Origin of the sequence: Moritella sp. 28, from assembly GCF_018219435.1 — a bacterium.
Lineage (GTDB): Bacteria > Pseudomonadota > Gammaproteobacteria > Enterobacterales > Moritellaceae > Moritella.
Map to the genome: position 1 here is coordinate 2389757 of NZ_CP056121.1, position 23031 is coordinate 2412787.

General features: G+C 38.9%; 24 protein-coding genes. 17 read left to right on the forward strand and 7 right to left on the reverse strand.

Features of this window, described 5'->3' with window-relative positions:
* Positions 1 to 32: 32 nt before the first annotated feature.
* A complete protein-coding gene (hmpA, locus tag HWV02_RS10670) occupies positions 33 to 1223 on the reverse strand; it encodes an NO-inducible flavohemoprotein (RefSeq protein WP_211679611.1) in 1191 nt (396 codons plus the stop codon).
* 286 nt (positions 1224 to 1509) lie between these two features.
* Between hmpA and HWV02_RS10675 the strand changes: the two genes are divergently transcribed.
* Together HWV02_RS10675 and HWV02_RS10680 are read left to right on the forward strand one after the other, a co-directional pair.
* The gene (locus tag HWV02_RS10675; RefSeq protein ID WP_211690445.1) at positions 1510 to 2037 is read left to right on the forward strand and encodes a GNAT family N-acetyltransferase; all 528 of its coding nucleotides are present in this window, start codon (positions 1510 to 1512) and stop codon (positions 2035 to 2037) included.
* 106 nt (positions 2038 to 2143) lie between these two features.
* Positions 2144 to 2644: a GNAT family N-acetyltransferase gene (locus HWV02_RS10680; RefSeq protein WP_211690446.1), complete on the forward strand. Its 501-nt coding sequence runs from the start codon at positions 2144 to 2146 to the stop codon at positions 2642 to 2644.
* 83 nt (positions 2645 to 2727) lie between these two features.
* Here the strand turns inward: HWV02_RS10680 and HWV02_RS10685 are convergent, their stop codons facing one another.
* Positions 2728 to 3960, reverse strand: coding sequence for an NAD(P)/FAD-dependent oxidoreductase (locus HWV02_RS10685; RefSeq protein WP_211690447.1), 1233 nt, complete (start codon positions 3958 to 3960; stop codon positions 2728 to 2730).
* A 282-nt stretch (positions 3961 to 4242) separates the two neighbouring features.
* On the opposite strand from HWV02_RS10685, the gene norR reads away from it, so the two are divergent.
* Entirely contained in the window at positions 4243 to 5862 is a 1620-nt protein-coding gene (norR, locus tag HWV02_RS10690; RefSeq protein WP_211679615.1) for a nitric oxide reductase transcriptional regulator NorR, read from the forward strand.
* A gap of 121 nt (positions 5863 to 5983) precedes the next feature.
* On the opposite strand, the gene HWV02_RS10695 is transcribed toward norR, so the two are convergent.
* On the reverse strand, positions 5984 to 7360 hold the full coding sequence (locus tag HWV02_RS10695; RefSeq protein WP_211690448.1) for an MATE family efflux transporter: 1377 nt from the start codon (positions 7358 to 7360) through the stop codon (positions 5984 to 5986).
* Between the two features lie 274 nt (positions 7361 to 7634).
* Here HWV02_RS10695 and HWV02_RS10700 point away from each other — a divergent pair, with 274 nt between their 5' ends.
* Positions 7635 to 8240, forward strand: a complete 606-nt coding sequence (locus HWV02_RS10700) for a riboflavin synthase subunit alpha (RefSeq protein ID WP_211679617.1) — start codon at positions 7635 to 7637, stop codon at positions 8238 to 8240.
* A 147-nt stretch (positions 8241 to 8387) separates the two neighbouring features.
* Here the strand turns inward: HWV02_RS10700 and HWV02_RS10705 are convergent, their stop codons facing one another.
* The 3 genes from HWV02_RS10705 to HWV02_RS10715 all read right to left on the reverse strand — a co-directional run bounded on the left by HWV02_RS10705 (position 8388) and on the right by HWV02_RS10715 (position 9825).
* Positions 8388 to 8591 carry a CPXCG motif-containing cysteine-rich protein gene (locus tag HWV02_RS10705; protein ID WP_211675292.1) on the reverse strand — a complete coding sequence of 68 codons (204 nt, stop codon included), beginning with the start codon at positions 8589 to 8591 and terminating at the stop codon, positions 8388 to 8390.
* 152 nt (positions 8592 to 8743) lie between these two features.
* Positions 8744 to 9433, reverse strand: coding sequence for an LrgB family protein (locus HWV02_RS10710; RefSeq protein ID WP_211690449.1), 690 nt, complete (start codon positions 9431 to 9433; stop codon positions 8744 to 8746).
* The gene (locus tag HWV02_RS10715) at positions 9430 to 9825 is read right to left on the reverse strand and encodes a CidA/LrgA family protein (RefSeq protein WP_211679619.1); all 396 of its coding nucleotides are present in this window, start codon (positions 9823 to 9825) and stop codon (positions 9430 to 9432) included. The genes HWV02_RS10710 and HWV02_RS10715 overlap by 4 nt, the downstream gene beginning before the upstream one ends.
* Before the next feature lie 132 nt (positions 9826 to 9957).
* On the opposite strand from HWV02_RS10715, the gene queE reads away from it, so the two are divergent.
* The 4 genes from queE to HWV02_RS10735 all read left to right on the forward strand — a co-directional run bounded on the left by queE (position 9958) and on the right by HWV02_RS10735 (position 14720).
* Entirely contained in the window at positions 9958 to 10626 is a 669-nt protein-coding gene (gene queE, locus HWV02_RS10720; protein WP_211679620.1) for a 7-carboxy-7-deazaguanine synthase QueE, read from the forward strand.
* A gap of 156 nt (positions 10627 to 10782) precedes the next feature.
* Positions 10783 to 11166 carry a DUF4440 domain-containing protein gene (locus HWV02_RS10725; protein ID WP_211679621.1) on the forward strand — a complete coding sequence of 128 codons (384 nt, stop codon included), beginning with the start codon at positions 10783 to 10785 and terminating at the stop codon, positions 11164 to 11166.
* 283 nt (positions 11167 to 11449) lie between these two features.
* The gene (locus tag HWV02_RS10730; RefSeq protein WP_211679622.1) at positions 11450 to 13264 is read left to right on the forward strand and encodes a DUF1302 domain-containing protein; all 1815 of its coding nucleotides are present in this window, start codon (positions 11450 to 11452) and stop codon (positions 13262 to 13264) included.
* A gap of 79 nt (positions 13265 to 13343) precedes the next feature.
* Positions 13344 to 14720, forward strand: coding sequence for a DUF1329 domain-containing protein (locus HWV02_RS10735; protein ID WP_211679623.1), 1377 nt, complete (start codon positions 13344 to 13346; stop codon positions 14718 to 14720).
* Between the two features lie 124 nt (positions 14721 to 14844).
* Here the strand turns inward: HWV02_RS10735 and HWV02_RS10740 are convergent, their stop codons facing one another.
* Positions 14845 to 15372 (reverse strand): carboxymuconolactone decarboxylase family protein, encoded by a 528-nt coding sequence (locus tag HWV02_RS10740; protein ID WP_211679624.1) that lies wholly within the window; start codon positions 15370 to 15372, stop codon positions 14845 to 14847.
* A 127-nt stretch (positions 15373 to 15499) separates the two neighbouring features.
* Between HWV02_RS10740 and HWV02_RS10745 the strand changes: the two genes are divergently transcribed.
* The 9 genes from HWV02_RS10745 (at position 15500) to HWV02_RS10785 (ending at position 23029) form a co-directional block, all read left to right on the forward strand.
* Complete coding sequence (locus HWV02_RS10745) at positions 15500 to 15928, forward strand: MerR family DNA-binding protein (protein WP_211679625.1); 429 nt, start codon at positions 15500 to 15502, stop codon at positions 15926 to 15928.
* A 337-nt stretch (positions 15929 to 16265) separates the two neighbouring features.
* Positions 16266 to 16646 (forward strand): hypothetical protein, encoded by a 381-nt coding sequence (locus HWV02_RS10750; RefSeq protein WP_211679626.1) that lies wholly within the window; start codon positions 16266 to 16268, stop codon positions 16644 to 16646.
* 10 nt (positions 16647 to 16656) lie between these two features.
* Complete coding sequence (locus tag HWV02_RS10755) at positions 16657 to 16830, forward strand: hypothetical protein (protein ID WP_211679627.1); 174 nt, start codon at positions 16657 to 16659, stop codon at positions 16828 to 16830.
* A 157-nt stretch (positions 16831 to 16987) separates the two neighbouring features.
* Positions 16988 to 17980, forward strand: a complete 993-nt coding sequence (locus HWV02_RS10760) for a type II secretion system protein (RefSeq protein WP_211679628.1) — start codon at positions 16988 to 16990, stop codon at positions 17978 to 17980.
* Positions 17981 to 18123: 143 nt separating this feature from the next.
* A complete protein-coding gene (locus tag HWV02_RS10765; RefSeq protein ID WP_211679629.1) occupies positions 18124 to 18900 on the forward strand; it encodes a prepilin-type N-terminal cleavage/methylation domain-containing protein in 777 nt (258 codons plus the stop codon).
* A 29-nt stretch (positions 18901 to 18929) separates the two neighbouring features.
* Positions 18930 to 19472 (forward strand): hypothetical protein, encoded by a 543-nt coding sequence (locus tag HWV02_RS10770; RefSeq protein WP_211679630.1) that lies wholly within the window; start codon positions 18930 to 18932, stop codon positions 19470 to 19472.
* A complete protein-coding gene (locus tag HWV02_RS10775; protein WP_211679631.1) occupies positions 19462 to 20613 on the forward strand; it encodes a type II secretion system protein in 1152 nt (383 codons plus the stop codon). The genes HWV02_RS10770 and HWV02_RS10775 overlap by 11 nt, the downstream gene beginning before the upstream one ends.
* Positions 20610 to 22391 (forward strand): hypothetical protein, encoded by a 1782-nt coding sequence (locus HWV02_RS10780; protein WP_211679632.1) that lies wholly within the window; start codon positions 20610 to 20612, stop codon positions 22389 to 22391. The genes HWV02_RS10775 and HWV02_RS10780 overlap by 4 nt, the downstream gene beginning before the upstream one ends.
* Positions 22388 to 23029, forward strand: coding sequence for a hypothetical protein (locus HWV02_RS10785; RefSeq protein WP_211679633.1), 642 nt, complete (start codon positions 22388 to 22390; stop codon positions 23027 to 23029). Before HWV02_RS10780 ends, HWV02_RS10785 begins: the two co-directional genes overlap by 4 nt.
* Positions 23030 to 23031: the final 2 nt, after the last annotated feature.

A 23031-nucleotide genomic window follows, 5' to 3' on the forward strand; every position in this document is an offset into this window, starting at 1 on the left:
TTTTTAAATAATATCAGTCCTTTGCTTTAAAACTAAGCAGTTGGGTTGATATTTAGATCTTCTGACGGACCGAAGAATTCAAAATGGACATTTTCAGCCGGGATCCCTAATTTTGGTGCGAAGCCATTCATTGCTTGCATGAAAGGTTTTGGACCTAAGAAATAGAATTCTACATCACGATCATCACCGATTTTGTCTTCAAGCATGGCTAAGTTGATGAAACCTGTTGCATCTGGTTTACATTCTGATGTTGCATCACTGTAAACGAAGTAGGGTTTGATGTTTTCGTTTTCAGCTGCAAGGTTTGTTACATGGTCACGGAATGCATGTACCTTGGTGTTCATTGCTGCATGAATAAAGTGAATAGGGCGGTCTGTGCCTTTTAAGCTATTTAGCATGCTTATTGCTGGAGTAATACCAACGCCACCTGTTACCAGTACAACCGGTTTGTTGTTGTCTTTTAGGATGAAGTCGCCCGCAGGTGCTAATACGTGCAGTGTGTCACCCGCTTGAATACGATCGTGTAGGTAGTTCGATACGGCGCCACCTTCTTCACGTTTAACACTGATACGTAAGTACTCTGAGTTTGGTGAATCAGATAAACTGTATTGACGACGTGTTTCTTCACCATCAATGTTTAATACTAAGCCCAAAAATTGACCCGGTGTGAATGAAGGCGCTGGTTCACCATCGGTTGGCGTCAGGTAGAATGACATAATGTTATCGCTTTCAGCTGCTTTTGTAGTTACTCTAAATTCACGTTCACCACGCCACATGCCTTTTTCTTCTTCATTAGCAGAGTAAACAGCTTCTTCTGCCCCGATAAGTAGGTCAGCGAGTTGCCAGTATGCAAGTCCCCAAGCATCAATAACCTCATCTGTAGCGGCATCACCTAAAACAGCTTTGATCGCTTTTAATAAACATTCGCCAACAATTTCATAATGCGCAGGTTGAATATCAAGAACAACATGTTTATTTACAATTACACTTACCGCTTTTTCTAATACTGAAAGATTGTCAATATTAGCTGCATAAGCAACAAGTGCATTAGCTAATGCTTTAGGCTGAGCATTACCTGCTTGGTTTTTTTGGTTGAAGAAACGCTTTACTTCTGGATATTCTCTAAACATCAAAGGATAAAAATGCGCTGTAATATCATTGGCATGAACAGAAACAGCAGGGACAGTCGCTTTGATAATATCAATAGTGTGTTGCGTTAACATATTAGCTACCTTGTATAGGTTAGTGAAATAAATTGATCTACATCAATCTTTATGTTTGTTCTATTGCAGTAGTCGTGCCAAGTTTTTAAGTTGTTGTTTTTAATTGGTTTATTGTTTTTACTATGAGTTCGTTGTTATTATGACACGCGTATTTAGTTGTCAATAACACAACGCGGTGTCCAAATGACAACTGCATGTGTGTGAACTAAATGGAATTAAGTTTAATGTTCACCCGGTTTACCTTGTTGCCTGAAATTGCTAAGATGTTGTTCATAAAGGAGTTAAGATGAAATTGAATGTTACAGATGGCATCGAATTACTTTCTCTAGAGGAAGGTGATTCTTTAACTATATTAAATTTAGTTGAATCCAGTCGACCCCAATTAGGGATGTATCTCTATTGGGTTGATGGCGTCCGAGATGAAGTATCCGCTCATAAATACATAGTAGAACGTTTACATAGTGGCTTGCCAGGTTCTCGATGGTTTAAAATAAAATTCAATGCACAAGTTTGTGGTGTCTTTGCTATTAAGTCTATTTCAACTGAGAGTGGTGTTGCTGAGGTCGGCTATTGGCTATCACATGCTGTGCATGGTAATGGAATCATGATTAAAATCATTGCCCATTTACCTTCTTTTTTGTTAGAGAGTACTGATGCAAAAATAATTGAATTTAGGTGTCTTGAAAAGAATATTGCGAGTATTAGTGTGGCAAAAAAATCGGGTGCGGAGTTAGTGGGTTCAATACCTAACTACATGAATGCAGGTAATGAAAATCAGGACTTACATATATACCAGCTGCAATTACAAGCCTGACATATAATAATAGGTATCACGCATCGATAATTTAAGCGCTAATAACCACCTGTAATGGTTGACTTACTTTGCTTTGGCCGGATACCTCATACAGCGAAGGAACAAAATGAAATTGATAATTAGAGACGTTCAAAAAGAAGATTCACAAGGAATCATCAACATATTGAACCCTATCGTAGAGGCTGGTCTTTATACGATTCTCGACACAACCTTTTCACTTGAAGAGGAAGAAAAATTTGTCCAGGACTTCCCTGAAAGAGGGGTCTTTAATGTTGCAGTCGGCTTAGAAGAATCAAACGTTGTAGGCTTTCAAAACGTAGAACCTTTTGCAACGTATACCCATGCCTTTGATCATGTTGGCATCATCGGCACCTATGTTGATAGTAGCTATAGAAGACAGGGGATTGCATCCAGCTTATTTAACGCCACGTTTGAACGAGCAAGATCCAAAGGTTATGAGAAATTGTTTGCTTATGTTCGGAATGATAACCAAGATGCATTGGCAACGTATCTAAAACAGGGGTTTGAAGTTATTGGCATAGCTAAAAAACACGCTAAGATAGATGGTAAATATATAGATGAAGTGCTTATAGAAAAACTCTTGTAGGGTAATTTTAAAGTTTGGACTCAATTATTGTTGAGTTCAATTATTAACCTTCCTCAATGACAGAGGAAGGTTTCGTTATTGACTTAAGACTTGCAAAGCTCGGCAACGACTTTCAATCGACGGGTTGGTTCTGCGACAAACGGATTGGTTTTATCCCACGCGTAACCCGCTAAAATCGAACAGATCATTTGTTTGATCTTCGGATTAGGATTTTCGTGTAAAACCACATCTTGGAATTCACCACTATACCAGCCTTCAACATAACAACGGAATGCGTTAACACCGGTCATGAGCGTATCTGAATACTCCGTTTGCCAATTAACGGTTTCATTGTTGAACTGTTTTATCAATAAGTCAGTTGCAAGCTCAGCTGATTTCATCGCAATCGTCACACCAGACGAGAATACCGGATCTAAAAACTCACCCGCATTACCAAGCAAAGCATAATGGCGATCAAACAACTTAGTCACGTTAGCAGAGTAACCCATGATAGAGCCACAAGCGTTAGGGTAGTTTGCTTGTGCAAGTAACGCCGCTAGGTTGTGTTCTTCTTTGGCTAATTGCTTTAACGCTTCAATGTGGTCATCAGGATAGTTGGCAAAGAATTCTGGTTCACCTACTACACCAAACGAGCAACTTCCATTACTAAATGGAATGAGCCAATACCAAACCTTACTGTCGTCTGGATGCACGGAAATTAAGATCTTATTACGGTCAAAGTGAGTGGCAGTAATGTTATCTTCAATATGGGTAAAGATAGCGCGTCTTGGAGGCAGAGTTGATGGTTCTTCCAGTCCGAGTAAGCGAGGTAATACACGACCAAAACCGCTGGCATCAAGGATAAAATCAGCTTCTATTTCATAGCTATTTTGATTTTTATCTAAGACGGTTAATAATGGTTTTTCACTCCTAATATCAACGTTTTTAACTTCGTGCTCATAGCTAATCGTGACGCCTTGTTGCTCTGCACAATCGGCAAGCAATTTGTCAAAGTGTCCACGCTGTACCTGGAATGTAGTACCTTCACCTGCGGTGTATTTATCGGTGAAATCAAACTCGGTGTATTTGCCAGAAGCATGAAAAGCAGCGCCATTTTTAAATTGGAAACCAGCAGCGTTGACAGCATCAAACATATCGGCTTTTTTAAGTGATTCCATACACGCTGGCAATAAACTCTCGCCAATAGAAAAACGTGGGAATATAGATTTTTCGATAATAGTTGCGTTAATGCCTTGCTTGTTTAGTAGTGCAGCAGCGAGCGAGCCTGAAGGGCCTGCGCCAATAATGACGACATGTGCTGGTTGTGTTGAAGACACAAAAATTCCTTATTATATCGAGTATTAGCTCGGCAGATTGAGTTAGTAAAATATTTTATATGCTGATTTTATCACATGTTCGATACTTGGTTAAAATCTTTAAGTAAATCGATAAATATAGTTGATATAAATCAAGCTAGGCTGGTGGATTTATAGCTCTAAGGTGGTTATTTAACTCCTTGCTTTTTATAAAAATATAATTGTAGTATTTTATGTTGTCACTATGACTACTCAGTGCTATAACTAATACTTATTGAATGACCGATTTAAGGACTAGTTACAATGGAAAATCTCCGTTTTATCGAGAGCATAGATACGATTATCTATGACCTTTCTCGAGAACTACCTAAGCACCAAAGATATAACCGATTATTGCAGTCATGGCGGGATATTTTTTCATGTGACGCGTGTGTATTACTCAAGCTGGAAGGCGATAATTTGGTGCCTAAATCGGCTAACGGTTTACAAATAGAAGCAATGGGGCGACATTTTCCCATTGCAGAACATCCAAGATTTGAGCAGATTCTAGCTAACTACGAAAATGAAGTACAAAAAAAAGTACTCCGTTTTGATGCTGCCTGTGATCTACCCGATCCTTATGACGGCTTGATCCAAACGCCAGATGGACAACTTAATGTCCACGATTGTATGGGCGCGGTTTTAGTGATTGATAACAAGCCGTGGGGTATTGTCACTATGGATGCGCTTAATCCACAACGCTTCGATTCTCTCGACCCACAAATCCTGAATTCCATGATTGGCTTGACCGAAGCTGTGATAAAAACCGCCAACTTAATCTTTGCATTAGACCAAAGAGTGCAACGCCAAGAGCAAGTGACTGCGAGTTTAATTAGCGAGAAGTTCAGTGAGGAAATGATCGGCTCAAGTTCAGCGATGAACATGCTTAATTTAGAAATAGACTTAGTGGCTGACTCTGACTTAGCGGCATTAATATATGGTGAATCTGGTTCGGGTAAAGAGCTAGTCGCGCGTCGAATTCATATGGCATCAAAACGTGCCAATGAAGCATTAATTACAGTTAACTGCGCTGCATTACCCGAAACCATGGTCGAAAGTGAGCTATTTGGCCATGTCGCTGGTGCATTTACTGGCGCAACTAAAAACCGTTTGGGTAAATTTGAACTTGCCGATGGTGGCACGTTATTTTTAGATGAAATTGGTGAATTACCTATGTCTATTCAAGCCAAATTATTACGCGTTATTCAATTTGGTGAACTCCAACGTTTAGGCAGTGATAAGCCACATAAGGTTGATGTGCGTTTAATTACAGCGACGAACCGAGACTTAGCGAAAGAGGTTGCAGAAGGACGTTTTAGAGATGACTTATACCATCGCTTAACTGTGTATCCCTTAAAAGTACCAAGCTTACGCGAACGTGGTAACGATATTTTGTTATTAGCAGGTAATTTCCTTGCTAAGATCCAACGTAAAGTCGGTATTAATAATTTAACGTTAGCCAAAGATGCAGAGCGTGCATTATTGGCGTATGAATGGCCAGGTAATGTGCGTGAGCTTGAGCATCTATTAAGTCGAGCCTCGTTACGTGCAGCAGCTCGTAACCGCAAAGATGAGCGTGTTGTGATACTCGAAAGCAGTGATTTAGATATACAAACAGCCAATGATAGTAATCAATTAACGTCTTCTTTATCGATGAATAGATCGGCTGCTATGTCGGTTGATAGCAATGTTGAACAAGGCGAAATTGTGATTAGCCCGAGTGCCAATGATAATAACCTAAAACAAATAACCGACGATTTTCAGACTCAGTTTATCAAAAGTATGTTAGCTGAAAATAATGGTAATTCGGCGGCAACGGCACGCGCGATTGGGGTTGATAGAAGTAATTTACATCGCTTGATGAAGCGACTTGATATTCAGTAAGCCATCGCGTTTACTTGATTAAACGTCATCGAAGTTGTATAAAAAAGGCGGTAGTGATCTGAATCACTACCGCCTTTTAATTATTTTATTATGTTTAGTACTAACCAAACAGCAATATTGATTAGGCTGCTGTCGCTAACTCAACTGTATGATCTTGCGTTGTTTTCTTATAAACACTTGCAAGTTTAATCGATAACAATATTGCCGCCATTGTTAGACCTGAAATAAATCCAATCCAGAAACCAGCTGCGCCCATTGCTGGTACAATTAAATCTGTTAATGCCAGCGTATAACCAATAGTCATGCCCACAGCCCAATAAGAGAATAGGGTGATGTAAAAGATCACACTTGTTTCTTTATAACCACGTAATGCACCAGCAGCAATAACCTGAACTGCATCTGAAATTTGATACACAGCGGCAATCAACATTAAACCTGTTGCAATATTAATGGTGGTCATGTCTTCGGTATAAATTTCTGCAATCTCGTTACGCAGTATAATGGTGAAGATCGCAGTAATCACAGAAAAACCAACACCCATCCACATCGCAGTGATACTGGCAAACTTCGCTTGTAGTGGTTTTTTCTCCCCAACATATTGGCCAACGGTAATTGTCGCTGCAATACCAATACTAAGTGGTAGCATGAAGACCATTGATGAGAAGTTTAACGCAACCTGATGTGCTGCAACCGTAATCGCGCCAAGTGGTGCTAACAGAATAGACACAACTGCAAATAAAGTTACTTCACAGAACATAGATGCGGCAATTGGGAAACCAACACTAATGATGTGCGACATTTCTTTTTTATCGATACCATAAACTTGATCGAATAATTTGATCTCTTTAAAGTCTTTATGGAAGTAGCTATAAGCAATCATCGAAAAAAACATAGCAACAAATACTAATGCAGATGCAACAGCACAACCAACGCCACCCAGTGCAGGCATACCAAAGTGACCATTAATGAAGATGTAGTTTGCAGGTACGTTTACCATGATACCAATTAAACCAATCACCATGGTTGGTTTGGTAATGCCTAGACCTTCATGGTAACTACGAAATACTTGATAACCACATGCAAAAGGCAATGCTAATGAAATAACACGTAAATAACCTGTTGTTAGCTCAGCTAATCTATCTTCAACATGCATGAATTCAAGGATCATAGGGCTGTAATACAGTAGCGCCATCATAGGCAGAAAGGTGATTAATACAAACCAGATACCTTGTTGAACCACTTGTGCAATTTGATTTTTCTTTTTAGCGCCATAAAGTTGCGCTACGATAGGGGTGACCGCCATTAAAATGCCGATCAAAAACATGAGTACTGGGAACCAAATACTGTTGGCGATCGCGACCGCCGCCATGTCTGTTGCACTTACTGCGCCAGCCATTACGGTATCAACAAAGCCCATGACAGTGAACGCAAGTTGTGCGATCAAAATTGGAACCATTAATTTAAATAATTTAGAAACCTCAGATCGATATTTCTGCACTGCTACTCCGAATATTTTTGGGGTTGTTATATTGTGTATTCTAAGAATTGATGTTGCTGAAAACGAAAGAAGTGATTATGAATGTTGTGATATTCGCGTTCGTGAGGGTATACCTGATCCAGCTAGAAGCATAATAATCCTTTATGGCTAGCATTTAAAGATGTATTTAAATTTATTTTATTCGATATTAACATCAAGTTATTAACTAGATGAATTATCTAAACTAACACGATATAGTTAGGTATATTCGTTTAAGTAGTGATAAAGGTCATTTATGTTTACTGGTATTGTACAAAGAAAAGCAAAGATTATTAGTATCGAAAAAAAAGAGCAATTACATACGTTAGAAGTTGCGCTAGATAAAGTACATCAAGACGGTTTAGTTATCGGTGCAAGTATCGCGAATAACGGTACATGCTTGACGGTAGTAAAAATGAATGATGACAGTGTTTGCTTTGACGTGATTGAAGAAACACTTAAAGTAACGAATCTTGTCGACCTTGAAGTAGGCGATGAAGTTAATCTAGAACGCGCTGCAAAATTTGGTGATGAGATTGGCGGGCATCTATTGTCGGGTCATGTACATACACAAGCTGAAATTGTCACCATTAATCGTACTGAAACTAACTGCGATATCTGCTTTAAAATAGCCCAAGAATGGCAAAAATACGTATTACCAAAAGGCTTCATCTCAATTGATGGTATCAGCCTCACATTAGGTGATGTAGCAGACGGTCATTTTTGGGTTCATTTAATACCAGAAACGTTAGCCGTAACGAACCTAGGCAGTCGTCGTATTGGTCAGTTTGTAAACATTGAAATTGACAGCCAGACACAAGCGATTGTTGATACTGTCGAACGTATGATGGCAAATAAGTAATTAACGTTACCTTATAGTTGATAGAAAATAGCATCATAAGAGCGATATTCAGGCTTAGCAGTTTTTTCAAACATGCCGCATCGCTCTAAATTCACACATTCTCTAATACGACCTTATTTATACAATTTGTATTCAAAAGAATCTGATTTAAAATATTTGCTCATCATCCGCATCAATAAATAATTCAAACTTTTCATGAGCTTGATCATGCAATAATTTAAAGTGAATACTATTGCAGCAGGCACTGCACTCATCATAAAAATCTTGCTCGCCATTGCTGGCATCAATATCAGCCGTGATAAATTTACCACAATGTGGACACACAACTGTTCTATGGGAAAATTGTTTCATGATAACCTCCGCAGGTTATATATCGCATCCTCTAAGCTTATTTTAGCTGAAGATTGTACTTTTGCATGTTTGGAGTAGGCATGGGTAACGATGAAAATAGGTACTGACATATCTCGATATCAGTACCAAAAAATGGATGTTATGTGGTTATACTAGAGCATACAACTGAGTAGGTAAGGGTATAGCATCGGCGCAATAATAGATGTTAATACGCCACTAATGAGTAATGCTGTGGTGCTAAACGCACCGTGAGTATGACTCAGTTCCATCGCCTTAGAAGTGCCAATAACATGTGAACCTGCACCAATAGCAAGTCCTTGGGCTTCGGGGGTGTGAATTCGTAAATGTTTCAATAAAAATGGTGCGCAGACGTTACCAAATATACCGACCATAATAACCATGATCGCAGAAATAGCTGGGATCCCACCGATCGTTTTGCTAATTGCCATTGCTATTGGCATGGTTACTGCCTTAGGTGCTGCTGAGGCCACAATTTCAGGTGGCGCTGAAAAGCTAATGGCGACGAATACGGTAACGACCAACCCGATAATGACGCCGGCACTACAGGCAATTAATATGGGTACTATTTTTGCCTTAACGTGGACAAATTGTTGATATAAGGGGAAGGCGAGGGCAATAACGGCAGGTTCGAGCAAACGCGTTAATATCGTTGTACCTTGTTCGTATTCTTCAAGCTTAAATCCAAATACCATCATGATGGTAATTAACATGCCAATACAAAGCAGGATTGGATTAAAGATCGCAAGTGCGGTTTTCTTATAAATCCATTGCGCAAAAAAATAGATAACAAGGGTTAATGGGATAGCTAAATATACGATCATTTATCACCACCTTGTTTTTTATTTAGTGCTTTATTTGATTTGGTGGCACTTGCTCGATTAAAAAAACAATAGGTATGTCCAACGGTAAAAAAGATAACAACAGTACCAATGAAACTCGCCATGATGAGGGGCAGCAAGTTTTGTTGCACTAAATCAAAGTAACCCATGAGGGCAACACCTGCAGGTACAAATAAGATACCTATGTGACGATTAAGTTGAAAGCATACTTTTGCTACATACTTTTGCTTTAGCATGCCACTGCTTAATGCGATAAATAAAAGTAATAAGCCGATGATACTTGAGGGAAATTCAACGGGTAATAGCATGCTAATAACACGCCCTAAAACCACAAAACAAAAAATGGTGAAAATATTGTACAGCCATATTTTCATTGATTACCTACCTACTAATTATGCGATTGCTAAGCAATTACTGTGCGATCGAAAGCGCCCTATATAAAATGTTAAAAATATACAGGGCAGATGATACAATAAACGTTACTTGAAGTTTATTAGGTTATAAAAATGCAGTATCCGGTTAATGAAATTTTTGAAACAGTACAAGGTGAAGGCCATTTTACTGGTTATCCCGTTATCTTTATTCGCCTACAAGGATGCGATGTAGGTTGTTCGTGGTGTGATACCAAACAAACTTGGGCTGTTGATCCCGAGATGCAAGTGTCACAACAAACGGTGAACAAAGCTTGCGATGATAAACCACATTGGGCGAACTTTACTGCACAAGAATTCATTGCCATGATACAAAAAAACGGTTTTGTTGCAAAGCATATTGTGATTTCGGGTGGTGAACCTTGCCAATATGACCTTGTCGAATTAACGCGTGAATTAGAACAAGCAGGATATTTCTGCCAAATTGAGACTTCGGGAACATCCGAAGTTCGCGCAACAGACACGACTTGGGTGACAGTATCACCAAAGATCCAGATGAAAGGTCAGCTACCGGTTCTACAGAGTGCACTGCGTCGTGCAAATGAAATTAAACATGTGATCGCAATGGAAAAACACATTGAAGAGCTGGACGAGCTAATTGCGAATATAGACACTACGGACAAGATTATGTGTTTACAGCCTATCTCACAGCAAAAACGTGCAACAGACTTAGCGATCAAGCTATGTATTGAACGTAACTGGAAACTGTCTGTTCAAATGCATAAATACATCTTTATCGATTAAGTTGTGTTACATGTGTTGATATTTGCCTACCTTCTGCTCTATTTATCTGTAGCAGGGGATGGCGGCATAACGCATCGCTAAAATAGAAATCAAGTTGGCATGACAAAATCATCGCCATCTAGTATCAATAAGTATTAATAGAAAGTAGGGACAGGTATGAATCATTTTGATACATCAGACGCCGGACTAATCGATCGCTTTAAACAACGTGAAGAAACCTTATTACATAGTGATTTTTCACAATCTCCGATGCGGCTTGATGAGGTCTTACACCCTGAGTTATTTGAGATATCACCAATAGGAACTTATACTTCACGTAGCGAGATAGTGGCATGGTTATTAGCCAAGTCAGCGACGCAACGTTGGAGCTTGACTCAGTTTAAAGTTGTTGAGTTAGCTGCAGATACAATGCTGGTTTGTTATCAAGCGAATTCGATTAACGATGGTAAGGTAAAAGAAACAGGCAGTTTACGTAGTTCAATTTGGCGTTTTAACAACCAACAATGGCGGCTTCAATTCCACCAAGCAACAAAAAACTGACAAGCATGTATATTAATTCATTCATATCTCCCCCACTTATCTAATACTATTTCTCTGTTTACCTCCGCTTTAGGGGGGCGGCTCCCTGATGTAAAGTTTCTATATCTATTTTAATTGTTTGACATAGCTCGCATAAAATATCTTTTTGGCTTGGATTGACAGTAATTTGGCACGTTTAGCCTATACCTGAGACTGTGTAGTAAAAGTATTATGTGAATATAATACTTACAACCTAATTGTTAATGGAATGAAAACAAATTAAAGGTGTAGCATGGATACTATTATGAAAAATACAACTCAGAAGAAATTTTTTAGAACAACACCAATTGCTCTTGCACTAATCGTCTCAGGCTATACAGCCGCACCACATGCAATTGAATTTAACTGGGGTGATGTTGAAGGTTCATTTAACTCACAAATTTCTGCGGGTTCAAGCTGGCGTGTTCAAGAGCAAGATGCCAAAAATGTCGGTGTCGGCAATGGTGGTCTTAAGGGTAATACACCTACGGGTGACGACGGTAATTTAAACTATGATAAAGGTGATGCTTTTACTCAAACTATTAAAGGTATTCATGATCTTGGTTTAACGTATGAAACAGAAGAGGGCACAACTTTTGGTGCCTTTGTTCGTGGTAAGTATTGGTATGACTATGCATTAGATAAAAATGATGCCATACACGGTAGTGGTACAAATGGTTACGTTGCTAATCAGCCTATTAATGATGATGATTTTAATGATTTAACTAAATCGAAAGGTGTCGCATTACTTGATGCTTATGTCTTCACTGGCTTCTACTTAGGTGACACAGCTGTTGATTTACGTATTGGTAAGCAAGTCGTTAACTGGGGGGAAAGTTCATTCATTCAAGGCGGTATTAACGCGGTCAATCCTGTTGATGCGGCCGCTTTCCGTCGTCCGGGAGCTGAAGTAAAAGAAGGTTTATTACCGGTAAACATGATTTTTGCTAACGTGGGTTTAACAGATAATTTAAGTATTGAAGCGTTTTATCAATTGGAATTTGAACCAACAGTGATTGATAGTTGTGGTACTTATTTCTCGACAGCGGATTATTTAGCTGAAGGTTGCAACACGTTAGTTGTTGATCCTAGCACTGGTGTAACAGATAAAGGTCTATATGATGCAGGTATTTATGCAACTCGTGGTACGGATGAAATGGCATCTGATGATGGTCAATTCGGTGTTGCATTTAAATATTATGCAGAAAGCTTAAATGCAACCGAATTTGGATTCTATTATATGAACTACCACTCTCGTTTACCATATGCGAGTGCCGAAGCTGGTGTTTATAACACTGCACCAAAGAGTGATCCTGCTACTGGAGCTTTATTACCATTCATTCCTGGCGTAGATGCGTATAACCCTCATTATCATACTGTTTATCCAGAAGATATTCAGTTGTTTGGTCTTAGTTTTAATACAACTGTCTCAGAATGGGCGGTATCAGGTGAAGTGAGTCATCGTCTGGATATGCCACTGCAAATTAATGGCGCAGATCTTCTCGCTTCAGCACTATCTGATTCCGATGGCTCACCGTTAACGCCAGAATACCGAAAGGCAAAAGCTGGTGATACTGTCGATGGTTTTGAGCGTTTTGATTATAGCCAAGCGCAACTGACGTTTATTAAGTTCTTTGATAAAGCACTGGGTACCGATCGAATTACCGCGGTTGCTGAACTGGGTTATGGTCACGTATGGGACTTAGATGAATCAGATGGTGCTGTTAAATATGGCCGTGCAACGGTTTATGGCGTTAGTTTTGATGGTTTAGGTGATGATAAAGATGGCTTTACAACGTCTGACAGTGCTGGTTATCGTCTAGCAGTAAAAGCCGATTACCGTAATGTTTTCGCTGGTGTTGATTTAGCACCGTCTGTAGCTTGGTCTCATGACGTTTATGGTTACAGCCCTGAACCACAAGGTACATTCCAGGAAGGTCGTACAGGTATCAATGTTGCCTTAAAAGCGGATTACCTAAAAAAATACAATGCGTCAGTGAGCTATACCCAATTTGGTGGTGATTTTAACCCGCTATCTGATCGTGATTATGTTTCTGTTGCAGTTGGTATATCGTTCTAATTAGGCATTGATAAGTATATTAAGTTTTAGAGAGTAAATTCGGATAGAGCGAATAGACGTTATCGAAAAGGATTTTAATATGAAAGTTTTAAATAAAGCATATAGCGTAGCTGCGATTTCAGTAGCTATGGCATTCTCGGCATCAGCACTTGCAAAAGTAAGTGAGGCAGATGCGGCTAAATTAGGGAAAGAGTTAACACCAGTCGGTGCGGTTAAAGCGGGTAATGCTGACGGTTCCATTCCTGCATGGACAGGCGGCATTACTAACGCAATCCTAGGGACAGACATTGGTAAAAATGATAGGGTGACGAATCCATTCGCAGCGGATAAGCCGCAGTTCGTTATTACAGCGGCCAATGTTGATAAATACAAAGACAATTTAACGCCTGGCCAGTTGGCTATGTTTAAGAAGTATCCTGATACTTATAAGATGCCTGTTTATGAAACGCGCCGTAGTTTTGCTCAGCCAGATGATATCTATGCCACAATTAAAGATAACGCTTTAAATACGAGTCTTTCGGCGGGTGGTAATGGTTTAAACAATTTTAAAATATCAATTCCGTTTCCAATTCCTGAAAATGGTTTAGAAGTAATCTGGAATCACATTACTCGTTATCGTGGTGGTCACGCTGAACGTGTCATTACCACCATTCCAGTGCAGCGAAATGGCGCTTATACTGCGGTAAAAGTACAGGATAAATTTTATATTCCTGAAGCGCTGAAAGGCGGTCGTGATGCGAAGAAAGATGACAATATTTTGTTCTATTACATGCAGCGTATTATCGCACCTGCACGTCTAACGGGTACGATTGCCCTTGTACATGAAACTATTGACCAAGTGAAAGAACCACGTAAAGCATGGATCTATAATTCAGGGCAACGTCGTGTTCGTCGTGCTCCAAACGTATCGTATGATGGCGAAGGGATTGGCGTAGAAGGTTCACGTACGTCAGATAACTATGATATGTACAATGGTGCTCCTGACCGTTATAACTGGACGCTGGTTGGTAAAAAAGAGCTATATATTCCATATAACTCTTACAACCTTTCTTCTACCGATCTTGAATATAAAGATATTGTGAAGCCTGGCCATATCAACCAAGAATACACACGTTACGAAAAGCATCGTGTGTGGGAAGTTCAAGCAAAAGTAAAAGATGGCCAACGTCATGTTTATGCACAGCGTAACTTCTTTATTGATGAGGATAGTTGGCAAGCAGGAGTGATTGACCATTATGATGCACGTGGTAACTTATGGCGTGTTGCAGAAGCACATTCAGTTCAATATTATAACGCTGATGTGAACTGGTTTGCAGCAGAAACGCTCTATGATATTATCGCCGGTCGTTACCTTGTGACTGGTCTGAATAATGAAGAGCGCAAAGGTATTCAGTTCGACGTTAAAGCGAAACGTAAAGATTTCTCTACGTCAGCATTGAAACGTATGGGCCGTTAATTTTAATCAATTTGTTTGATTAGTATTACAATTATAGCGAGAGGGTTAGTACTTAATAAAAGTATTAACACTCTCGTTTTTCGTTTTCAGCCCGTATTTTTCGAGACTGCTAGGATTGAATTTTCTAAACTGTTTTTCTGCAGACATCAAATGCAGTGTTGAATTTTGTGGTCATGTTTTGAAATACAATAATAGTGGTTAACTCAACAATTTCATCATCATTATAATAACAACGTAATTGATCTATATGTCTGTCAGTCACGTGTAACGACGTGTTTGTAATTGCGTCGGTATAGGCCAGTACTGCACATTCTTGAGGCTTGAAATCACTGCAATTTTGCCAATCTAATAGTTTATCTTTATTCAACCTTTCTTTAAGACTGCGTAATACTTTAGAGTCATGCTCGATGGTGAACTCACACTGATTTAGCTGTGCCACGCGTACACTCATGAGTGCGTGAATATAGAGTTGAATAGGGGAACTTCTTCTATTAATGGTTTTATATAATAGAAAGACGGCAGCGAATAGCCTAGGTTTACGCCCCAGTATTTGTGCGGGTTTTAAGGTCTTATTTTGTTTTCTCGCAAGTAACCACAAGATCGGACGTATAAACCACGAGTATTGGCTTGATTGTAATTTGGGGATACGCATAACTAACCTCGACGCATTACATAAGCTTTGCAACACTAATTATGGTTTAAATTAAGCAATAGGGTGAATTTGTGGTAAATTATTCGTATGCGAAGCATAGGGCAGTTTTTAAATAAGGGTTTAATTAATGACGATGTATTATACCGCGGCGGATCTTGCTGAAGAGTTCTCGATCACGCGACGAGCTATTCGTTTTTATGAGACGAAGGGATTATTACAATCCGAACGTCGAGGACGGTTTATGTATTATGATTATCGTCAGCGCGCCCGTTTAATTATTATTTTACGTAGCAAACGTCTAGGTATTAGCTTGGCATCAGCAAAGCATTATTTGGCGCTGTATGATGACAAACCGGATAGCCCACCTCGTATGTTGTATATGTTACACCAGAGTCGTACAAGATTAGATGAACTGCGTGAGCAGCAACTTGCATTACAAGAGAATATAGCTGAACTAGAAGCGCTAGAAAAGATAGCGATGAAAGATTTATCCGCATGCGATTTGGATATAGAGTCAAGTTATGATGACTATGTTTCGGGATTATTAGATCTTTAAAATGTACGAGTAATTGATAATAGTCTGTAATTACTTAATCCGAATTCATATCAATTACTCATTTTTGTTATCCATTAAGAGATATTTTAGTCAATATTTCAAATTAATTTTTTTAGCTGAAAACTACTCCCCCTGCAATAATTATCACTATCCTAAGAGTCAAATTTAGCGTTACATTTTCCAGCGTGACACTTTTGTTACAGTCACTACATTTTTCCAACATACTTTGAAGCCTAATTAATTGTGAGCAATGTTGCAATAATCATAAATTTAGTTAGAATGCCCTCATCGATATGCGAATGGTTCGCATTCGTAGGTTGATTGTAAGGGGTTGTTTATGTTTGGTTTTGTGTCAAGGCTTAAGCGGTTTAAAAAAAGTGTTATTAGTAAAAAGACGCCAGTACTAATACTACTCAATAAACAATTGCCTAAAAATGCAGGTTGTGTCGTTGATTTTTCGATAAATAAAAAAAGTAGATGTATTGTTATTGAATTGGTTCGTGATGAACAACTGAATAAAATTAACGTGATTAATTATGGCGTTCACTTTAGCGGTACTGACACGATTATTAGTTGGTCAAAAATTAAAGTCGATGGTACTGGTACTCGAGAGCTAAAGCGGGTATTAGCGAAACAAAAATCAATTATCTTACCTGCTTATCTATTTAATTTAGTCGACCGAGTGATGAATACACAAGATGTGGTTAGCGCAACTTAAGGGACTAAGAATGAGTGATCTATCAGTAAAAGAAAAATTGAATGAAGTGTTTGACGAAGTGTTTGAACATGATGGTTACGGTGACTTTAGAGTTGAAATGAAAATATTGAAGCGTAATCAAAAAGAAATCATTATCCACTGCGGTAAACAGTACAGATTTACTTTGGATTTTCAGAAAGACTGATTATATCCAGTAAACCCCCAGTTAAAGGCAACTGCTTTTAACTGGAACCATGGAGCGGCGAGAGGTCGTCCATTTAACTACAAACTCAAATCTCATAGAACGCAGCGGGCGCGAGGCCTGTGTACTCTATACAATCACAAGTATAGGTATTTTTTAAATGAAATTCGTAAACAAAAATCAAGGCGGTTTCACGCTTTTAGAACTACTCGTTGTTGTTGGTATCATCGCAATCATCGGTGGCGCAATGCTTTCATCGTTCAGTGGTCAAGAAGCTACCGCTGCACGTGGTGTTGCAACAAGCGCAATCGCAGGTATTGAAGATGCGACTCGTATCTACCGAGCTACGACTAAAGGTACGCTTCCGAACAACATGGAATCTCTTGTTTGTGCCAACTATGATGCCGCTGGTACGGTATCAACTTCAGTCCCTTCAGCAACTGATGGTGGTGTACTTCCTGCAACAGCGGCTCCAACGACGTCTTATAAATACGGTGGCACATCAAATGCGTCGGGTATTGGCGGCGGTATGACTAAAAAACTAGCGGCTAAATTCGATATTGCTGCACTAACAGCGAAGCAAGCAGCAGCACTGAACGATGTGGGTATTACAAGCATGCGTTATGCAATCTCTGAAGCATGTGATACAGATGTTGCAACTAAAGCGTCAATAGTTGCATTAGATGGTACAACATCAGTTGATTTTGGTGATGGCGGTGAGGGTCTAGTTGGTATTGATATTCCAAATCAAGCATTTGAAGGTTTACGCCCAGATGGTCAAACAGGCTATAAATACCGTGGTATTGGTTTTGCTGGTACGATTGAAACTGCTTCTCCAGTGCTAATTTGGAAACAAGGTGACGGTGGTTATAACAACATTAAACTTGGCGCAGCGGAAAACGATGTGCTTATCGCAATGGGCCTTGGCCAAGCGTCTGACTTAGTAGGTACAGGTCCTAATGCTGCATTTAGTAAAGCACCTTTCTACGGTCAAGTCGGTAAAGATAAATACGCTCATTACATTGCACTTATAAACGTGGGTTCAGCAGGTGACGAGTTTACTAACGGTGAAGCACAAGTTCAAGCGGTTGTTGATGCGCGTGGTGACTTCCTAGATGAAGAAATCGCTGAATTTAACGGTCAAAAAATCTAATCGTATTTAGTTAAATTTAATTAATTCGTTTAGTTTGCTAAGCACATAATCAAGGGGGAATACCTCTTGGTTATGTCTATTTAACATAGAATTAATTCTACTTTCTGTTTCTTTATATTTACTGCTTATTCTAGTTGTTACCTATGACATATATTTCACTAATATCATCTAATATTTTACCTCTAATTCATTATCCAACCGTTCATCGTCATCGTGGTTTTACCTTGTTGGAATTATTAGTTGTAGTGGGCATATTAGCAATACTTGCTGGTGGCGCTATGTATTCGTTTAATCAAAACGCGGTTAAAGAGAGTCAATTAGCAACAGCTAAAACTGAAATGCTTAATATTAGGAATGCGTTATTAACTTATAAAAAAGACAATTTTTCATTTCCAAATCAGACATCTCCTGTTGATTTATTGTTTTTATACTCAAGCATGGACAGTAACGGCATAATTCAAATTCCGTGGAATAATGATTACCAACGTGGTTGGCGTGGCCCTTATTTAAGTGGCGGTGATAGCGGCTTAGTTGATATAGGAAACCAATTAATTTCAGACGGTTCGGGCAGTCCCTTGTTTGGCGACATGAGCAGTATAGTTCGCGCTATTCCCGACCCATTTCAATTTAAGCCTCAAAAATTTAAACAAGATACGCCTACTATCCAAGCGTGTAGTGACCCCGACCCGAACACACATAATTGTGTATTGGAATGGTGGGCCGTTGGTACAACAACAAGTAATTATCAAACACCCCATCAAGCATATGGTCGACCTTATTTGTTGTTTGATCTCAATACAAAAGACAACGCAAGAATTGTGAGTATGGGAGCCAATGGCCGCTATGACGGTCGTGCATTAACGAGTGATGAAACATGTCGTACCCAATTTGGTGATGATCTCGTGTTATGTGTTTACTGAAAATGTATTTATTAAAAAAGGAGTTATTAATGAATAACGCTCGTTTAAATATCTTACTGTTTAGATTACATTTGGTTTCATTTTTGATTTTAATCGTATTTTCAACTCATCTGATGGCGTCTGAAACAGACTCAAGTGAAATACCATTTTATGAACTTGATCAAATGCTTATCGAGTTTAAAGCAACGCGTGAAGGCACTGTTGAATTATCACTATTTCGAAAAATAAAATTCGAAGGTAAGGTCGTTGAACTTCCTTATCAACGAAAACACGCATATCTAGATCAAGTCATACGTGACATCGCGCCTAAGTCTAATGTTGTGTCAACTCAAGGGTTAACTCTTGCCTCTAAACAGCAAAAAACATTATCAGTTTACATTATTGATGAGTTAGCGGGTGGAATGAATGAGCATTTATCAATTGGTGATGATGTCGTTTTCGAATCATACCATGTTTACAATTCTCCCTATGGACCAGGATTACTGATTTATAGTTGGGAAAAGAAAGTAGAACCTAACTGGTTCCAACGATTTTTAATTGAACGTAAAAGGCGCGAAGTTAATGTGCGCTAATTTAAGTAACAATCGGCTACTGGGAAAAAGTCAGCACGGATTTTCATTACTCGAGCTGGTCTTAGTGATGATCATTATGGGCGTGATGGCTTCTGTATCATTAACTTTTATTGATGAAAAAGACAGCCAACAACGCTACCAGCAATCCGTTGAAAAGTTAAAGATGATCCAACGATTTATATCATCTGTACACCTTTATCAAGGGCAGTTAATTAACAGTGGATTCAGTGCTGATAATGGACTAAATAATGAGTTAATGAATATGCTCCTCGGCTACACATCGGCAGATGATTATTATGTTTACTCTGCAACGCCTATTTTCGTCAATCTTGATGCCGATGATTCGAGTGATGCGAATGGTAATAACAAACACGTTATTACTAATAGCCAGTTATTTAAAGGCAGTCGTCCTGGATTATTCGATCTTAGTCAATATCGTGATGGAGAGGGAAAAATAAAAGACAGTTGGGGTGAGTCCTTTAATATTCAGGTAACCAATAATGACACTGCGTTTAGCGTGGCGATTTCGGCTGCAAGTTCGACGTATAAAAATGTCAGTGATAACTTTCATCGTATCAATATCGAGAAATCTATTCATGTTAATGAATTATCTGTTACGGTAAAAAATTTACCCGATACAACAACCAATTTTAAAGTTGCATTGATTTCCTTTACTAATCGAACCGATTGTAATGGTAACAATGAGGAAGTTAAACGCTGTTGGCAAACATTAAAAAGTAATGTAAATACAGCTTCATCTGCGCCTTTTAATAATTTATTCAAAATAGTTGAAACCGGTGACGATAATTCGATTTTTGTCGATGACGCTAATAAAATTCAATCAATTACGCCAGGGCCTAGCAATATAAGCACCCAAAAAATGACTGCGCTCATTTTTAGCGATAGCACTAATAAACAGTGGCACTTCGAAGCGGTAATACCAACGCAAGTTACCGAATTTGATTTTTCTGCACATGGTGAAGCAAAGATTACAGTGGGTAGTCATGCTGTCATCTTGCTGGAAGAAATATCGCCCAGTTCAAATACATGGCAGATATACAATGCTGAAAGTCCTACTTTTACCTATGTGAACCTATTACCGGGTGTATCACCTGAACCTATTATATTGAGTTTATTATGAGTCAATCGCCGTTAAAACGCAGTTTATTCGGAAAGCTAGTTGGAAATAAAAGTAAAGCGTTAAGTCGTTCGTTTTTAGGTAAAATGTCTGCTGGCGCTAATCGCCTCTTGGTGATTGAAAGTCGTGGCTTTGGTATTAATGCCTATGTGGTTGAACGCCGTGGCGATGCAATAACATTAATTGAATATGCGCATAACAAAATAGCAAGCTGTAATGAGTCACTAGCTGAAATTTGCGAACAGTTAACGGTTGCAGGCTGTGCAATTCCTCAAAAAGCATTACTGGTGTCAGGCGCTGTGACAGCAGCATTAATTTCATTGCCGATTGACGGTGATAAAACATTGTCAGATCAACAGATGTTAGAACTTGTTCGTTGGGAAATGGAACCACTGTTTAACGAACTCATCGCCTATTGGACTATTGGGGGATTATTAATCGCCAAAGGTTACTTAGCTGAATCTCAGCGTAAGCAATTGCTTGTTGACCTTGGTGAACAAAAGGAAAAATTAGCAGGCAGAGGAGGGCGTGCACCTGCACGATTTGGTGAACTGGCCATTCGAGCTGCATATATTACTAAGGAACAACTTGATGAATGTTTACGTATTCATGAAGAAACACAATTATTAGATCCAACGATTGACTGTAGTTGGAGTGATAAACCGATAGCAACCGATCAACAGGGGGGGCTCTGGTTATGTGCGGCCATGAGTGCGCCAATTCGACAACAATGGGTCGATGCATTTAGTCATAACAAGATATTTCTTTCGGGTATTTATTCGCAACATCACAGTGCTGTTAGCCAGCTGCCAATAAGTGAAAACGAACAATTACTTGTCATTCTCAATGTGGGATTGGTTACTAGCATTGTTGTTAAAAATAATTTAGTGACAGCAACTAAGCAGTATAGATGCAGTGATCATGCATTAACGAGTGATGAAGTCATTACTTTATTAATTGAGCATTTAAACGTTCAACTTCAAACCGATATAGCGGATGAATCGAGTGCTATCTATTATAGTGGCTATCATCCTCAGATAAACGACTTAATTACTGAAGTAATGCCGCAATTAAATGCTACATGGATATGTCTAGATGGTGTCTTAGCGAAAGATAAACAAACATTAATTGTTGGCGATGCTGCCATAGTCGGTGCTACAAATCATTATTTTAATCAATATTCTTTACAGCAGCAAAGTCGGTTAATTGGCACACCTCCGCCACCCGCTTGGTATAAAAACACATCTGTACAAGGTGGGTTAATTTGTTTCAGCATATTCGCCTTTATCGCTGCAAATGAAGGACATTATTATTATACCGAGCAACGTGTATTCTTAGAAATTCAGCAGAATGAGATTGCAGTTGAAAAAATAGACGACATAAATGAAAAGCTTAATAGCAAAAATGAACGATATATTCGTTTAAAAAAGCAAAAAAAACAACTAGAAGAAAAGCTTGAGGTACTCTCTGTTCGTCGACAAGGATTAAATACAGTATTACTTAAAAGGCAGGAGTTCATTGCTAATTTATTACCGCTCATTTCTCGTAGTATTAATGACCAATTGATATTGAAAATGGTTGAAGAAGGGAGCTGGTATCATTTTGAATTAAGTGGTTGGGCGTCAGATCAGCTTGCCATTGATAGTTTTAATCAACAACTTACGGCTGAGCTAGAACCTTGGAACATGCAGTTAACAAATAGCTCAAGCCGAGAAGGTCGTAGTGATTTTGGTTTTGATGGTTACCAATTTATGATGACATTGGAGCCTGCAGGATTATGACGGATAAAACAACAAAATCAGTAAAGCAGCCGATAAGTATCCGCGAAAAATTATTAATTGGTGTGCTTGTTATAGCTTGTATTATCGGTGGTTATTTAATGCTGCGTGTAAAAATGCAAATAACCCAACGTGAAGTTTGGCAAGAGCAGTTAACAGATAGTCAGGATGATCGTAAATCTGCGCGTCCACATAGGGCGAATAACAATGATTCAGATAAATTGGCGGAAGAAAATAAAAAAATTGAATTACTCATAAACAAAGCGAAAGATAATGTAACCGGTATAGAAGGGAGATTCATTGATTTAAACAGTAAAAAAGCGGTTGCGGATATGCGCAGTCGTTTAACTGAACTCTTACTGAATCATTCATTGCAAATGGCAGGCGTTGCACGGTCAAATCAAGATCTCACTAAATTTACGGAGGCGAATCAGCAGAAATTATCTGATTTTTTAGAACGTCCGATTTTCAATGTAAAGCTTTATGGGCGTTATCACAACTTACTTGATTTTATTCAGCAGCTAGATTCATTACCTAACCGAGTTGTCGTAACGCATTTTTCATTGTCTTCCCGCAGTAATACATTTCAAGCAGTTAATGGACGAAAAGAACTGCTTATTCAACTGACTTTGAGCTTTTAACT